Source organism: Sphingomonas sp. BT-65 (genome assembly GCF_026107375.2).
GTDB lineage: Bacteria > Pseudomonadota > Alphaproteobacteria > Sphingomonadales > Sphingomonadaceae > Sphingomonas.
Genome location: NZ_JAPCIA010000001.1, coordinates 2,089,597 through 2,106,106, shown reverse-complemented (window position 1 = coordinate 2,106,106; position 16,510 = coordinate 2,089,597). Strand labels below are relative to the sequence as shown.

Annotated in this window: 10 protein-coding genes; 5 read left to right on the top strand and 5 right to left on the bottom strand. The window is 65.1% G+C overall.

What is annotated here, in order from left to right:
• Positions 1 to 127: 127 nt before the first annotated feature.
• From OK349_RS10020 to OK349_RS10010, 3 genes are all read left to right on the top strand, one after another.
• The gene (locus OK349_RS10020; protein ID WP_265117671.1) at positions 128 to 1,642 is read left to right on the top strand and encodes an alpha-N-arabinofuranosidase; all 1,515 of its coding nucleotides are present in this window, start codon (positions 128 to 130) and stop codon (positions 1,640 to 1,642) included.
• 35 nt (positions 1,643 to 1,677) lie between these two features.
• Entirely contained in the window at positions 1,678 to 2,796 is a 1,119-nt protein-coding gene (locus tag OK349_RS10015) for a glycoside hydrolase family 43 protein (protein ID WP_265117670.1), read from the top strand.
• A 72-nt stretch (positions 2,797 to 2,868) separates the two neighbouring features.
• The gene (locus OK349_RS10010; RefSeq protein ID WP_372340546.1) at positions 2,869 to 3,837 is read left to right on the top strand and encodes an alpha/beta hydrolase; all 969 of its coding nucleotides are present in this window, start codon (positions 2,869 to 2,871) and stop codon (positions 3,835 to 3,837) included.
• A 99-nt stretch (positions 3,838 to 3,936) separates the two neighbouring features.
• Here the strand turns inward: OK349_RS10010 and OK349_RS10005 are convergent, their stop codons facing one another.
• From OK349_RS10005 to OK349_RS09995, 3 genes are all read right to left on the bottom strand, one after another.
• A complete protein-coding gene (locus OK349_RS10005) occupies positions 3,937 to 5,262 on the bottom strand; it encodes a Gfo/Idh/MocA family protein (RefSeq protein WP_265117669.1) in 1,326 nt (441 codons plus the stop codon).
• Positions 5,263 to 5,402: 140 nt separating this feature from the next.
• The gene (locus OK349_RS10000; protein ID WP_265117668.1) at positions 5,403 to 6,596 is read right to left on the bottom strand and encodes an SGNH/GDSL hydrolase family protein; all 1,194 of its coding nucleotides are present in this window, start codon (positions 6,594 to 6,596) and stop codon (positions 5,403 to 5,405) included.
• Positions 6,597 to 6,664: 68 nt separating this feature from the next.
• On the bottom strand, positions 6,665 to 9,073 hold the full coding sequence (locus tag OK349_RS09995; RefSeq protein WP_265117667.1) for a glycoside hydrolase family 3 N-terminal domain-containing protein: 2,409 nt from the start codon (positions 9,071 to 9,073) through the stop codon (positions 6,665 to 6,667).
• A gap of 115 nt (positions 9,074 to 9,188) precedes the next feature.
• Between OK349_RS09995 and OK349_RS09990 the strand changes: the two genes are divergently transcribed.
• The gene (locus OK349_RS09990; protein ID WP_265117666.1) at positions 9,189 to 11,288 is read left to right on the top strand and encodes an alpha-glucuronidase family glycosyl hydrolase; all 2,100 of its coding nucleotides are present in this window, start codon (positions 9,189 to 9,191) and stop codon (positions 11,286 to 11,288) included.
• Positions 11,289 to 11,363: 75 nt separating this feature from the next.
• Here OK349_RS09990 and OK349_RS09985 read toward each other — a convergent pair whose 3' ends face one another.
• Both OK349_RS09985 and OK349_RS09980 read right to left on the bottom strand, forming a co-directional pair.
• Positions 11,364 to 11,621 (bottom strand): VOC family protein, encoded by a 258-nt coding sequence (locus OK349_RS09985; RefSeq protein WP_265117665.1) that lies wholly within the window; start codon positions 11,619 to 11,621, stop codon positions 11,364 to 11,366.
• A 261-nt stretch (positions 11,622 to 11,882) separates the two neighbouring features.
• Complete coding sequence (locus tag OK349_RS09980) at positions 11,883 to 14,957, bottom strand: putative Ig domain-containing protein (protein ID WP_265117664.1); 3,075 nt, start codon at positions 14,955 to 14,957, stop codon at positions 11,883 to 11,885.
• An 840-nt stretch (positions 14,958 to 15,797) separates the two neighbouring features.
• Between OK349_RS09980 and OK349_RS09975 the strand changes: the two genes are divergently transcribed.
• Entirely contained in the window at positions 15,798 to 16,268 is a 471-nt protein-coding gene (locus OK349_RS09975; RefSeq protein ID WP_265117663.1) for a YybH family protein, read from the top strand.
• The last annotated feature ends 242 nt before the right edge of the window (positions 16,269 to 16,510 follow it).

Below are 16,510 nucleotides of genomic sequence, written 5' to 3'. Positions count from 1 at the left end.
ACGACGGCCTTCAGGGGCAATCAGCGAGAGGATCATCGTGACGACATCGATTGTGACAAAGCTCTGCGGCGCCGCCCGCTCGAACCGTTTGACCGCGCTGGCCGCATTGTTGCTGACGGCCACATATATGACCGCTCCGGCTGTCGCGCAGCAGGCCGAAGCGGCCACAGCGACGGTCCAGGCCGACCGCCCCGGACCACAGGTTCATCCCGACGTCTTCGGACAGTTCGCCGAGCATCTCGGCACCGGCATCTATGGCGGGATCTGGGTCGGCGAACGCTCCTCCATTCCCAACGACAAGGGCTATCGACGCGACGTGCTGGAAGCGCTGAAGGCGATCAAGGTGCCGATGGTGCGCTGGCCCGGCGGATGCTTCGCGGACGAGTATCACTGGCGCGACGGGATCGGCCCGCGCAGCCGGCGTCCGGTCAAGATCAACACCAACTGGGGCGGCGTGAACGAGGACAACAGCTTCGGCACGCATGAGTTCATGGGACTGGTCGAGCGGCTGGGCGCGCGGGCCTATGTCTCGGCCAATATCGGCAGCGGCACGCCTGCGGAAACCTCGCAATGGGTGGAGTATATGACCGCTCCGGCGAACACGACGATGCTCGCCAAGGAACGCGCCGCCAATGGGCGCAGCGAGCCATGGGCCGTGCACTATCTGGGCATCGGCAATGAATTATGGGGCTGCGGCGGGAACATGCGTGCCGAATATGCCGCCGACCTCACCAACCGGTACATCACCTTCGCCAAGGCCGGAACCGGCAAGATGCTCAAGATCGCGAGCGGCCCCTCGGACGCCAATTATGAGTGGACCGAGACGATGATGAAGATGTCGGCCAAGCACATCGACGGCCTGGCGCTGCATTTCTACACGCGGCCGCGCGACGAGAAATGGGAGGACAAGGGCGCGGCACTCGGCTTCCCCGAGCGCGAATGGGCCTCGACGCTCCAGCATACGCTGCAGATGGACGAGTTCATCACCAAGCATTCGGCGATCATGGACAAATATGATCCGCAGAAGCGCGTGATGCTCGCAGTCGACGAATGGGGCACCTGGTACGATCCGGCACCGGGGTCGAACCCGGGTTTCCTGCAGCAGCAGAACAGCCTGCGCGACGCAATGGTGGCGGCGCTCAATATCCACATCTTCACCCGCCACGCCGAGCGGGTGAAGATGGCGGCGATCGCCCAGATGGTGAATGTGCTCCAGGCGATGCTGCTGACCGACGGTCCGCGCATGGTGAAAACCCCGACCTACTGGGTGTTCGATCTCTACACGCCGTGGCAGGGCGCGACGAGCCTCCCGGTCGAGCTCAAGGCGCCCTGGTATCACAAGGACGAGGTCGCGATCCCCGCGATCAGCGTCTCCGCAGTACGCGACACCGCGGGCGCGGTGCATGTCGCGCTTGTCAATGTCGATCCGAACCGGGCGCTTCCGGTCACGGTCGATCTTCGTGGTGTGCAAGCAACCGCGGTGACTGGGCGCATCCTTACCGCTGGCGCGATGGATGCGCATAACAGCTTCGACCAGCCCAATATCGTCGCGCCGGCCATGTTCGAGGGGGCAACCATCGCTGATGGGAGGCTTTCAGCGACGCTCCCCGCGAAATCGGTGGTCATGCTCAAGCTGAACTGAGCGGCGGCGTAACGGTCAAACACAGGAGAGAATCGATGCGTAGTGCGCCCATCCCCCTCGTGATCCTCAGCGCATGCCTGGCGGCCTGCAATGGCGGCGCCGACAATCGCGCCGAAACCGAAGCGAATGCCAGCACCGCCCGTGCGCCCGACGGCCGGCAATATCTGGCGCAGCCGCTGGTGACTGAAATCTACACCGCGGACCCGTCCGCGCACGTCTTCGGCGGCAAGATCTATGTTTACCCCAGCCACGATATCGATGCTGGCATTCCCGACGACGATCTCGGCAATCAATACGCCATGCGCGATTATCGCGTCCTGCGCATGGACCGGATCGGCGGACCCGTGACGATCGGCCCGGTCGCGCTCGACGTGAAAGATGTTCCCTGGGCCTCGCAGCAGATGTGGGCGCCCGACGCCGCCTATAAGAACGGCACCTATTATCTGTATTTCCCCGCCCGCGACAAATCGAAGGACAAGAACGGCCTAGGCGCCTTCCGCATCGGGGTCGCCACCTCCAAGAACCCGATGGGGCCCTTCGTCCCCGAGGCGAACTATATTCCGGGAAGCTTTTCGATGGACCCGGCGGTGTTCACCGACGACGACGGGACAAGCTACATGTATTTCGGCGGCATCTGGGGCGGTCAGCTTCAGCGCTGGAAGAACGGCGTCTACGATCCCAACGGCTCCGACACCGATCTGATGCAGGACGACCAGCCCGCCATTTCCGGCAAGGTCGTGCGCATGAATCCCGACATGAAGACCTTTGCCGAACCGGTGCGCGACGCCGTGATCCTCGACGAGAGGGGCCAGCCGGTGAAGGGCGGCGATCACGATCGGCGCTTCTTCGAGGCATCATGGACCTTCAAGCGCGGCGGGAAATATTACTATACCTACTCGACCGGCGACACGCATTTCGTGAACTATGCGATCGGCGACAATCCCTACGGCCCCTTCACCTACAAGGGCCATATCCTCGCGCCGGTGCAGGGCTGGACGTCGCATCATTCGATCATCGAATGGAACGGCAAGTGGTGGCTGTTCTATCACGACACCCAGCTCAGCAACAAAAACCATCTGCGCAGCGTCAAGGTGACCGAGCTCAAGTTCAACGCCGACGGCACGATCCCGATGATCAACCCGTTTCGCCCCTGATTGATTGTCGGGTGCTCGAGAGAAGCATCCCGTTTCCGCGCAAATGACGGACGAAACAGAGTGGAGAGAGGCATGCGCAATCATGGCAGCCCGGTGGGAGCCGCCGGTTCGATCCAGCGATGGTCTGGGCGGCTGGTTACGGCGACGCTAGCAATCACCCTGACGGCCACCGGCATGGCGGCGGCGCAAGACGATCGGATGACGCCAACCGAGATTCCGGCCCAGCCGGACGCGATCGAGCTTGGAACCGGCCCGTTGCCGGGAGCGACCGCCAGGGAGATGTGGCATAGCCAATATGGCAGTAAATTCGCCCGCAATGTCACGATCGCGACGCTCACGCCGTTCCTGCCCGATCCGGCGAAAGCGACTGGCGCCGCGGTCGTGGTGGCGCCTGGCGGGGCCTTTCGCACGCTGTCGATGGAGAATGAGGGCTGGGACGTCGCCCGGGCGCTGGCGGCGCGCGGCGTCGCGGCGTTCGTGCTGAAATACCGTCTCAACCCGACGCCGAGCGACATGCCGGCGTTCGAGCGTTCGATGCGCGAGTTGTTCTCGGGCGCCGCCCGTCCACCTCGCACGGACCCCGAACAGGCGCGAGCGCGACTGGCGCCGCAGATCGCCGATGCGCGCGCGGCGTTCGCGCTCATCCGCCGCCGCGCGGCCGAGTGGCGCGTCGATCCGGACCGGATCGGCATGATCGGCTTTTCCGCGGGGGCGATGCTGACCATGGCGACCACATTCGCCGGCCAGGATGCGAAGCCGGCGTTCATCGCCAATATCTATGGTCCGCTCTCGCCGGTGACGGTGCCAGCGGACGCGCCGCCGCTGTTCGTTGCGCTCGCCGCCGACGACCCGCTCTTTGCCAACAGCGGCTTCGGTCTGATCGAGAGCTGGAAGGCGGCAAAGCGCCCCGTCGAGTTCCACCTCTATGAGCAGGGCGGGCACGGCTTCGGCATGTACCCCAAGGAGACCACGAGCACCGGCTGGTTCGATGCATTCGCGCGCTGGCTGGCGATGCACGGTTACCTGAAGGCGGCCCGTTAGGTTAGGGAGCAGGGAGCCCCGCGCCGTTCGCGACGAGAACCAGGCCGCGCCCAAGGGCGGCTCTGACCTGCGTCATGCCCGTGCCCGACCCCGACCTGCTTACGCCGGCAGGCGGTAAGGGGCGCGGTAGCGGGGCGTGATCAGGGCGTTGGCTTCGGCGTCATCCTTGAACTGGCCCGCCGCTGCATCCCAGTGGACCTTGCGGCCGGTGCGCCAGGCGACGTTGCCCATCTGACAAACGGTGGCGGTGTTGGCCGCCGATTCAATCGGGCAAGCGGGCGTGCGCGAGCGGTTCTTCATACAGGCGACGAAATCCGCCATATGCCGATCAAGCCCGTTGTCCGACGCCTTGGTGACAGGAATTTCCCGGGTCAGTGGCTGGCCGTTGCGCATCTCCGGCGATACCCACCATTTGTCGCGGTCCACCACCAGCGTGCCGGTTTCGCCCACGAAGGCCACGCCATGGTCGCCGCCGCCGAAGGGACCGCGGCTGATGCCGACCGCATGTTCCCACTCCACCGAATAATTGCCGAAATCGAAGATCGCGGTCTGGGTGTCCGGAGTCTCCATGGCCGAGCCCGGATAGCCATACGCGCCCCCCAGCGAGCTGACGGAGTTCGGCGCCTGGGCCTTCATGCCGAGCAAGGCGATGTCCATCAAGTGGACGCCCCAGTCGGTCATAAGGCCACCGGCATAGTCCCAGTACCAGCGCCAGCTGAAGTGGAAGCGGTTGGGATTGAAGGAATGCAGGGGCGCAGGGCCGAGCCAGCGGTCATAGTCGACCCCCGGAGGCGGCGCCTGATCCGGCTGCGGAGGGATGTTCTTCATCCAGCCCATATAGGCCCAGGCCTTGACCTTCCGCACGCGGCCGATGCCGCCGGCATGCACGTGGGCGATGGCATCGGCCCAGTGCTGGTTGCTGCGCTGCCACTGGCCGACCTGGACGACGCGGTTATGGCGCTGCTTGGCGGCGACCATGGCGCGGCATTCGGCGATGGAGTTGCCGAGCGGCTTTTCGCAATAGGCGTCCTTGCCCGCCGACATGGCATCGATGAGCTGGAGCGCGTGCCAGTGATCGGGCGTCGCGATGATCACCGCGTCCACCGACTTGTCGTCGAGCATGCGGCGATAGTCGTCGTAAAGCCGCGGCGCCCGGCCGGAGGCCTTCTGCAGCTCGGCTCCGCGCTCGGCGAGGACCCTGGCATCCACGTCGCAGAGGGCGACGGGAGTAACGTCGGCCCCCTTCATCATCGCAGTGAGATTCGCCCAGCCCATGCCCTTGCAACCGATCAGGCCCACCTGGACCTTGTCGTTGGCAGACACGCGGCGGCGCTGGGCGAAGGCCTGGCCATGCGGCGCGAGGCTAGCGGCCGAGGCGGCGAGGCCACCGACGAGGAGAGTGCGGCGATCGAAGCTGGCAGTCATGTTGGTCTCTCCCCGATTATCGCTCCGGCGTTGGTAGCGCGAACATGTCGCTTCGCAAGGCGCAAAGTGCATGTGGCAGGACAAACTGAGACCACCAATGCACTCTCATACCGCTCTAGCTCCAGGGAGAGCGAGTTCGGCTATTTAAAGATCGTCAGCGACACGGCGTTCGCCATCGCGCGGAACCCAGCGGGATTGGGGTGCAGCCCATCTCCCGTATCGAACTGAGGGGCAAGATAGGCGGGCCGTGCGGGATCGCGTAGCGCGTGATCGAAGTCGATCACGCTGTCGAAATTGCCACGCGTGCGGATCCACTGGTTGATGGCTTGGCGGGCCCGCTCGGCGGCTTCGGTTGGACGATAATAGTCATTGCCCATGAACGGCAGGATCGTGGCGCCATGCACCCTCAGCCCGCGTGCACGGGCACGCGCGACGATCTGCGCATAGGCCCCTGTCAATTGTGTGACGAGCGCGCGATATTGCGCGTCCGTCGCAGGCTTGTCGCGGCCGAGCGTGCCCAGGTCATTTACCCCTTCGAGCAGAATCAGATGAGCGACGCCGGGCTGGGCCAGCACATCTCGGTCCAGTCGCGCCATGGCGCTGGGTCCGAGTCCGTCCAGCAGCACGCGGTTGCCGCCGATCCCCTGGTTGATCACGGCCAAACGTCCGCCGAGCCGCCGCGCAAGAAAATCGGTCCAGCGATCATTGCCGTTGGTCGTCGAGCCGCGGCCGTCGGTGATCGAGTCCCCCAGCACGACGATGCCGCCGCGCGCCGTGCAACTCGTCACTTCGATGCCAGAGAGCATGTGCCAGCGGTCGATGCGGGCCGCGGCCGGAAGATCGGTCGCCGCGGTCATGTCGCCCTGGACATGATAGGAGGTCGCGCGCGAGCCGGGATGCGCGGTCTGTGCGCCACGCGCATCCATCACGCGGATGCTGACGACGAGGTCGTCGAATGCGCCGATCGGCAGGGTGACTGGATCGCTCAACCAGTCGCTACCCGGCGGAACGACCGCGCCGGGCGCGTCTGCGAACCGCAGCGTCCGCAGCGTCTGCGGATGGATCCGTGCGCTCCCGTTTCCGGCTGAGCGTGCGATCGTCGCGGCAGCGATGCGGAGCGGCGCGTCTCCAAACACATTCGAGATGCGCACGCGCACCTGATTGCCGGCGATCGAGCTGCGCACGATCTGGCGCAAGGTCGTGTCCGCCAGCGCCTCGGCCGGCAGCGCATTGGCGCTATCGGGGCGCGTCTGCGACGACGCCCAGGCCGCACGCCACGGACATGCCTGCGCAGCGGCGGGAACGGCCGAGACAAGCGCGATGCAGCCGAGCACCGTCGATCCGATCAACCAGGCTCCGCTGGACGAGGCGCGGGCGGAAGTGATCCGGGGCATTGCGCGCCTCACGCGATTTCGAGCGTGACGGCCTGGAGGTTCCGGCTGTCGGGACCAGTCATAATGTCGAACAAGCCGGGCTCGACCACTTCCTTCATCTGGTCGTTCCAGATGCCAAAGGCGTCAGGACCAAGCTCTAGCTTCACCGTGCGCCGCTCGCCCGGCCGGAGCCTCACGCGCTCGAAGCCGCGGAGCGTCTTAACCGGCTGCGTGACCGACGCGACTTGGTCGCGGATATAGAGCTGTATCACCTCGTCGCCGGTGCGCTCGCCGACATTGGCGACGTCCACCTCGACCGTGACGCTGCCGCCGACGCCGATGCGGGGCGCTGACAGGCGCGGCTCGCTGAGTTCAAAGCGAGTGTAGCTGAGGCCGTGGCCGAACGGGAACAGCGGGTCGGTGGATTCGAACAGGTAACCGCGCCGCGCCGACGGCTTCGCATCATAATAGACCGGCACCTGGCCGACATGTCGCGCGACACTCACGGGCAGCTTGCCGCCCGGATTGACGTCACCGAACAGCGCGGCCGCCATGGCATGTCCGCCCTCCTGTCCCATGTACCAGCATTCGAGCATCGCGTTGGCGCCCGCTGCCACCGCCGGCCAGGACGGCGGCCGACCGTTGATCGCAACCACCACCACCGGCTTGCCCGTCGCCTTCATCGCAGTGAACAGCTCATTCTGCTCCCCGACCAGGCCGAGATCGGCGCGGTCGCCGAGGTGGTTCTTGGCATAACCCTCGCGGCTGGTCTGCTCGGTATCGCCGATCGCGAGCAGGATGACGTCGGTGGTACGCGCCAGCGCCGCCGCCTCCTCGATCAGCTGGCGGTTGCGCGCAGGATCGGCGAGCAGAATCTCGTTTGCGCTACGATCCTCGCTCTGGGTGATGAACACGCCCTGGGCGTGCACCACCTCGGCCTTGCCGGCGAGCCGCGCGCGCACGCCCTCGAGCAGCGAGACCGGGTTGCGCGGAATCGACGAATAGCCGCCGAGACGTGCGATCGCGGCATTGGGCCCGATCACCGCCACGCGCTTGTGCGCGCCGGGGGTCAACGGCAGCGTACCGTCGTTCGTGAGCAGGGTGATCGCCTTCTCGGCCGCCTCGCGCGCCAGCGCCAGCGCCTCGCCATTGGCAGTCAGCCGTGCTGCGGCGCGCGGATCGACCGGGCCCGCCTCGAACAGCCCGGCACGGAATTTCAGCGTCAGCATGTGGCGGCACGCCCGATCGATCAGTGCCATCGGCACCTTGCCCGCGCGCGCCTGCGCCGCGAGTCCGCCATAAGCCTCCCCGTCCGGCAAATCGCAATCGACCCCGGCGAGCAGCGCCAGATGCGCTGCGCCGGCCAGATCGGGCGCCACCTTGTGGAAGGTCGCCAGTTCGCCGATCGCGGCATAGTCGCTGACGATCGCGCCGTCGAAGCCCCATTCACCGCGCAGCACGTCACCCAACAGCCAGCGATTGGCGTGGCTCGGCACGCCGTCGATCTCGTTGTACGAGGGCATCACCGCGGCGATGGCGGTCTGCGCCACCACCTTGCGAAAGGGCGGGAAGAAGCGTTCGCGCAATTCCCGCTCGGCAAGCGGTGCGGGCGCCACATTGACGCCGCTCTCGGGCTGGCCGTGGCCGGTCATGTGCTTGAGCGTGGCGAACACCTTGCCCGGCGCCAGAATCTCGCTGTCGCCCTGCAGCCCGCGCACTGCCGCGACGCCCATCTCGCCGCACAGATAGGCGTCCTCGCCGAACGTCTCCTCGATCCGGCCCCAGCGCGGATCGCGCGCGATGTCGACGACCGGCGACAGCGCGAGCACCGTGCCGTGGGCGCGCACTTCGCGCCCGACCACCGCGCTCACGCGTTGCATCAGGCCGCGGTCGAACGTGCCGGCGAGCGCGATCGCCTGCGGGAAGCTCGTCGCCTCCGGCGCCATATAGCCATGCAGCGCCTCTTCGTGGAACAGGATCGGGATGCCGAGCCGCGTGCGCTCACGCGCCCATTTCTGCGCGGCGTTGACAAAGGCGATCGTGTTGGCGGGCGGGCGCCACCGCCCGGTGCCGCCGGCCGCACTGTTGTCCGCGGTCGCCGCACCGCCCCGGTCCGACGGCCGAGCGATCTGGCCGATCCCATGCGGATGCGCGGCATCGGCCTTGGCGGGGTCGAAGGCGAGCGCCGCATCCATCACCTCGCGCTTGCGACGGGACAGGGTGATGAGCTGCGCGACCTTTTCGTCCAGCGTCATACGCGACATAAGGTCGCGGACGCGCAGGTCGATCGGCGCGCGCGCATCGCGATAGACCGGCGGCGCCGCCGCCGCGCGCGCGGGCAAGGGGAGGAAAGCCAGGGCAGAGGCCGCGCCGCTCCAGCGCAAGAGATTTCGCCGCGACAGCCTCGGCGCACTCGTGGCAGCTCGACCGTCGCGCATGCAACATCCCTCCTTCGAGGCGACATTGCTGTTGAAGCCGCCCTTATGATAGCGATAACATGCATGGCCCGAACCAGGCTTGTCAACGGCCGCGGAAGAACCATGGGAGGATGCGATGAAGGCGCGGGCTGTTGCCGGAGTCATTGCCCTGTTGTTCGGGCTGTTCGCCAGCGCACCGCCGATCGCGGCGGCACCAGTCGATGACGGCTATGCCCTGTGGCTGCGCTATGCTTCCGCCGGTGATGCTGCGGTCGAGACGCGCGGCGATTCACCGACGCTTGCGGTCGCACGTGACGAGTTGCGCCGCGGCCTGCGGGCGGTTGCAGGTCCCGTAGTGCTCGCCCGTGCCAGCGATGCGGCCCTCGCGCCGCTTCGCCTGCGCACCACTTCGCTCGGGGACGAAGGCTATATCGTCCGTCGAGTCACGATTGGCGGCCGGATGGTCACGCTGGTCACCGGCAACAGCGATCGCGGCATTCTCTACGGCGCCTTCGCGTTGTTGCGGCATCTCGGAAGCGGCGGCTCGATCGAGCGAGTCAATCTCGTTTCGGCACCAGCGGTGCGGCTGCGCCTGCTCAACCATTGGGACAATCTGGATGGCCAGGTGGAGCGCGGCTATGCCGGCCATTCACTATGGGACTGGTGGAACCTGCCGGACGTGAAGGATCCACGCTATGTCGATTACGCGCGTGCCAATGCCTCGATCGGCATCAACGGCACCGTGCTCAACAACGTCAACGCCAAGGCGGAGAGTCTTACTCCCCTCTACATTGCGAAAGCCGCGGCGCTGGCGGACGTGTTCCGCCCCTATGGCATCAGGGTCTATCTCTCGGCGCGCTTCTCGGCGCCGGTCGAGCTTGGCGGGCTGAAGAGCGCCGATCCGCGTGATCCGCAAGTCGCCGCCTGGTGGAAGGCCAAGGCTGGCGAGATCTATCGTGCGATCCCCGATTTCGGCGGCTTTCTGGTCAAGGCGAACAGTGAAGGCCAGCCGGGCCCGCGCGATTACGGTGCCACCCACGCCGACGGCGCCAACATGCTCGCAGCGGCGGTGAAGCCGCATGGCGGCGTCGTGATGTGGCGCGCCTTCGTCTATGCCGATACCGATCCCGAAGATCGCGCGAAACAGGCCTATACCGAGTTCAAGCCGCTCGATGGCAAGTTCGCCGATAATGTTATCGTTCAGGTCAAGAACGGCGCCATCGACTTTCAGCCGCGCGAGCCATTTCACCCCCTTTTCGGCGCCATGCCGGCAACGCCGCTGATGATGGAATTTCAGATCACCAAGGAATATCTCGGCTTCGCCAGCCACCTCGTCTATCTCGGCTCGTTGTTTGAGGAGGTGCTCGACGCGCGCACTGGAAGGCGGGCGGGCGAGACGGTGGCGAGCGTCATCACCGGAGAGCGCGCGCGGCCGCGGCTGACCGGGATGGCCGGCGTCGCCAATATCGGCGATGCGCGCGACTGGACCGGCTCGACCTTCAATCAGGCGAACTGGTATGTCTTCGGGCGGATGGCCTGGGACCCGGGGCTCGGCGCCGAGGCGGTTGCGCGCGAATGGGCGGCGCAGACCTTCGGCCACGATCCGGCGCTGATCGATAGGGTCACCCGCATGATGATCGCTTCGCGTGAGGCGGTGGTCGACTATACCGGCGCGCTCGGCCTCGCCCATTTGTTCGCAACCGGACACCATTATGGACCAGGGCCGTGGATCGCGGATCTCAAGCGACCCGAATGGAACCCCGTCTATTATCATCGTGCCGACCGCAACGGGATCGGCTTTGACCGCACGCGCAGCGGCAGCAACGCCATCTCACAATACGCCCCGTCGATCGCGCGGATCTATGCCGATCCCAAAAAGACCCCACTCGAGGAGCTGCTGTGGTTCCATCATTTGCCATGGACCTACCGCGTCTCGACCGGCCGCACGCTATGGGCGGAGCTGGTGTGGCGTTATGATCGCGGAGTCGCCACCGTCGGTGACCTGCGGCGCCAGTGGAATACGCTCAAGCCCAAGATCGATGCGGGGCGCTGGAAGAAGCAGGCCGCACTGCTGAGCGTGCAGGAGCGCGAGGCGATCTGGTGGCGCGACGCCAGTATCGCCTATTGGATGTCGCTCAACCAGCTGCCGCTGCCCGAAGGGGTGCGCCCGCCCGGGCACGATCTCGAGTGGTACAAGGCGCGAAGCTTCCCGTTCGCACCTGGCAACCCGCATTGAGCGTCCCGTGACAACCCACAAATTGACGCGACGGGCTGGAAGCCAAGCTCACCATTCCTTGTTATTGAGGCGAGATCAACGAAGCGCGGGGCCTTGATCCGTGTCGGACAGCCGAACCCAATTTTGCGCGGATGCTGGAGAAGCCGAGTTGCGATCGGGGATCACCCAGCCCTGCTCTGCAGGTCGTAATGCAAGTTGCCAGCCTCGCCCGTCCGTTAAAATGCGAAATCCCGAATCGCCACCGGTGACCGTGAATCCCAGCCGCTCGTAGAAAGCCTGGGTCGCATCGATATCGTTGCAGGGAAGAATCGGCATGGTCTGGTGCTGGGCCATGCCTCCGATCTGACAGATTCCTGCGACACCAGCCACGCCCATTGCGGAGGCCCGATCCTTTCCCTTTCGGTCATCAGGCACTAGGTGAACGAAGGGCAGCTTTCGGGAGCAACTGGTTCGCGCTTGATCGACGAGGATTAGGGCGCTTAGCCGCCGACGCGATGAGCAGGTCCCCAGATGACAGCTAACGGTCCAAATGCTGTCCATTGGTGGTGAGATCGTAGAGTTTCCGGGTCGTCGCTATTCGTCCGACCTCGACCTTCAGAACCCCAGCGCGATCGAGAGGATCACGCGGTTCGCTTCGCCTCCGCTTTGCAGCAGCCCCTCATAGTCGAGCCCGAGCTTCAGGCGCTCACCCACCAGCACGTCGAACCCGCCTCCGATCAGCACCCGGTCGCGCGCGAGCGTCAGGCCCTCGAACGAATAGGTCGGGCCGCCGACCCAGTCGGCGTAGCTCAGAAGCGCACGCGTGGAGCCTTCGAAATCATGGCTGTACTCGACGCGGAAGCGCGGCACGACGAAGCCGAAGCGCGCGGGAATGCGATAGTCTCCGCGCAGGCTCGCCACCCCCGTCAGCGTGTCCGCCGTCTGGAGCGCATAGTGCAGGTCATAGGGGCCCGTGCCGTGCTCGGTGAAGGCGCCGAGCGTCGAGCGAGTCACTTCGATCCGGCCATAGGGCACGAGGTGCAGCGGGCCGTCGCGATAGTCATAACCGGCGGTGAGCGAGCCGAACCATTGATGGCCGTCGCGTTCGCCGCGTGCCAGCGCGCTGAGCGGCACGACATAGCGCTGGCTGCGGAAGCTTAGCCCGCCATAGCCTGCTAGGCCGTCGAGGAAGATCCCGCCGCCGGGATGGAAGCTGGCATAGAGCGTGCCGCTGTAGCTCTCCGCACGGCTGCGTGTGGCGTCCTCCCCGATCCGCGTATCATCATGCGCATAGCCGGCCGCGACACCCGCCACGAAGCTGTCGCTGAGACGATAATCGAGGCCGAAAGTGATCCCGTCGGTCGTGAACTGATAGCCGGCGCTGTAATCGTTGGGGTCGCGCTGGCCCCAGTTGATCGAGCCCGAAGTCCAGATCCCGACCGCGGACGGCGCACCACCGTTTCCGGATGTATTGCGGAGCCCTTCGGGGGCGGCCATGAGATCGGGCGCGCCACCCTGCCCCCGGTTCATCTTGCGCGGATCGAGCTCGCTGCCCCCTGCCGCCAGATTGTCGGGCCGGTAGCGGCCGCCGGGTCCGGCCATCCGGACATTGTTGGTGAAGCCGCCCTCGCCGCCGTCGTCGTGCAGCCGCTCGAGCCGGTGGTTGACGTTCGAGATCTGGGTGGTGGCAAAGCGGCGCGCGGCGCTGACCTGGGCGTTGATCAGCCCGATGACGTCAGGATCGCGCGTGGGGTCGGGGCGCGCCTCGACCGTGATCGTCACCGTGCCCGGCGCCGAAGTCGCATGGGCATTGGTGAGCGTATAGAGAATCGTGACGACGCCGCTGAAGCTGCTTGCGGGCTGAAAACGCAGCGTGAACTGGCCGCCGCTGCTGACGATGTTGGCCGTGCCCGACGATGCCGGCGTGATGGAGACGGTTGCGGCGCCCGTGAACGGTCCGCCGCTCGCGCCTTCGGTCAGAAGGACGCTCGCCGTCTGGCCTGCAAGGATCGTGACCGCCTTGGGCGGCGCGGTGAGCGGCGCGGGATTGACGGTGACGCTGACGGTCGCGGGGGCGGAGGTGCCACCCCCGTTTGTGAGCGTATAGGTGAAGCTGTCCGCCCCCGCATAGGTCGCGTTGGCGGTGTAGACGATGCTCGTGCCGGAAACGGTGGCGCTGCCATGTGCCGGCGGGGTGGCGATCGCGACGCCGGTGATCGGCGCCCCCGTCGATCCGGCAAGCGCGTCGATCGTCACGCTCCGTCCGCCGACCACAGTGACGGACTGTCCCGCCGCCGTCGGCACCGTCTCGTCGATCGCCAGCGTGTAGGCGGCGCTGCCGGTAAAGCCATGCGCATCCGTCGCCCTGACGGCGAAGCTGAAACTGCCGGGTGCGGTCGGCGTACCCGAAATCACGCCTGCGGCCGACAGGCTGAGGCCAGGTGGCAGCGCCCCGCTGGCGGGGCTGAAGGTGTAGGGCGCAGCGCCGCCGCTCGCCGCGAGCGTCTGGCTATAGGCGGTCAGGGTCGCGCCGTTGGGCAGGCTGCCCGGCGCCACGGTAATGACCGGCGCCGTCACGGTGAAGCTATAGGCGTTGGTGGCGCTGAAGCCGTGCGCGTCGGTCGTCCTGACGCTGAAATTATAGGTGCCGGGCGTGGTCGGCGTGCCTGCGAACACGCCGCCGCTCGACATCGAGATTCCCAGGGGCAGCGCGCCGCTGGGGAGGCTGAACGCATACGGCCCCGTTCCGCCGCTCGCAGTGAATGTCAGGCTGTATGGTGTATAGGCGGTGACGCCGGGCAGCGGTCCCGCCGCTGGCGACAGCACGATCGTCGGTGCGGTAACGGTGATGCTGTAGTTATTGGTGGTGTTGAAGCCGTGCGCGTCGGTCGCGCGCACGCTGAAATTATAGGTGCCGGGAACGGTTGGCGTGCCCGATAAATTGCCGACGCTCGAAAATGCGATACCGATCGGCGGCGCGCCACTCGGCAGGCTGAAGCTGTAAGGCCCGGTTCCACCACTCGCGGTTAAGGTCTGGTTATAGGGCACGGAAGCAGTGGCCCCGGGTAGCGCGCCCGCCGGCGGGGACAACACGATCGTCGGCGCCGTAACGGTGATGCTGTAATTGTTGGTGGTGTTGAACCCGTGCGCGTCGGTCGCGCGCACGCTAAAATTATAGGTGCCCGGAACCGTTGGCGTGCCTGAGAAATTGCCGGCGCTAGAGAAGAACATCCCCACGGGCAGCGCACCACTCGGCAGGCTGAAGCTGTAGGGTCCGGTCCCGCCGCTCGCGGTAAAGGTCTGGCTATAGGGTACGGAAGCGGTGGCTCCGGGCAACGCGCCGGCGGCGGGCGACAGCACGATCGTCGGCGCGGCAATCGTGACGCTGTAGGCTTGCGTCCCGGAAACGCCCAGCGAATCCGTCGCCCTGACGGTGAAGTTGAACGTCCCCGTCGTAACCGGCGTCCCGGAAAGGACGCCGGCGCTCGAAAAGGCCAGACCGACCGGGAGCGCGCCCGCCTGCAGGGAAAAGCTATAGGGTGCCGTGCCGCCGCTGGCCGTCAGCACCGCGCTATAGGGGGAGCCGGCGCTTCCGCCGGGAAGGACGGCCGGAGCAATCGTGACCTGCGCCTGCGCGCTTGCCGGCACCAGCAGCATCAGCGCGAACAGCGCCGTCAGGAGAGCCTGCATCCAATGGCCCGCTAAACCAGGATAGGATCGAGTCACCGCCGCCCCCTCTTTCGTCCCGCAAACAGGCCCGGAAGACAGAGCCAACTTGCTGGCACGGGATTACGCCAGCCGGCTTTCCCTGCCGGCCAATTCGTCTACGCGGGTAACAGGTCACCCGAGCCACCGCTGGCGCCCAAACGCGCTGTGAGGCCGCGCTCTTCACGATGACATCCGATTGACTGTCGTTCTGCGATGACTTTGTAAAGCGCGTGCTGGTTGAAAATTACGTATCGACCTAGTTAACCTCGATTTTCGTAACAACCTCAGTCAGCAACCGAAGTGCAATTTGTTCGGGCACGTTATGCAAACCGATTCGCAACTGCCTGGTAATGCCGGATACCAGCGGCGTCCGTTTCAGTATCGACTACTGCACAGGGAAAGTGACCGATCTGCCGCCAAGCTGAGCGCACGTCCACTTACCACCCAAAAGCGGCCGCAAGATCATCGTCTGAACGAACGGCGGGTTTTGGGATCGCCCGCCTGCTCGTCGAACGACTGCAATGAGGGCGCGTTGCTGCCGACGCGATGATCTCGAAATCGAATGGCGGCATTCAACCCCATTACGCCACGAAGAACGTTTGCTCTTCTCAGCGTGATGCCCCAAACTGCCGGACAGAAACCACCCATCAGGGCGTAGACTCATAATGCGGGCAGTCAGGACATGACTCGTTGCGAACATTGAATGAGTGAATATCGTCGCGAACTCGGCGGCGCAAATCGTAGCCATAGAACTAGCTGACCGAGTCTAGGATTTCGGGTAATGTCTGGGACGCCCGGAAACGTAATTTGGGAGGAGAAGCCATGAAGACATTCATGAAGTTTCTGGCATCCGCGACGTTAGTTATCTCTGCTGCGAGTGCCGCACAAACGCGCAGCCCTGAAGATGAGGTTCGAGCGACACTTGCCGTGTTTTACGAGGGATGGAACGAACATGATCCCGACAAGATGGTATCGATATATTCCGAAGACGTAGATCACATCAACGTGTTCGGTGAATGGCACAAAGGGAAGGCTGACATTCATCGTGATCTTACATTCGTGCATACAGGGACCGGGAGATTCAGCCAGCGCGAGCCGACGATCGAAAAGATCCGGTTGATCGGATCCAATGTTGCGGTGGTACAGGTCTCGACGAAGCAGGTCTCGAAACGAAGTCAGGCTGGACCGACTATTGGAACCTATGTTCTTGAGAGACAACCAGCCGGTTGGCGCGTCGTGAGTTTCACTAATGTCAATCCCAGCACGCCGCCTAACAAATTGCCGAGCAAGTGAGGCCCATCCTCATAGTTAAGCTGGCCACAAAAAGTGTGCTGGGTATCAGGCAATCTCTTCCCTGCCATCGCCAAGCTCGAATCTCGCCGGAGTTCCGCCCTGCCACAGGAAGATGCCGGTTCGACCACAATGAGCAACTGTCGCTGCTTGTAATCCATTTAATGAGTTCACCACCAAACTGTCGTTTGAACGAATGGCGGCTTTCGGGGTCGTCCGCGGGCTGTTCGAACGACCAGAATCCG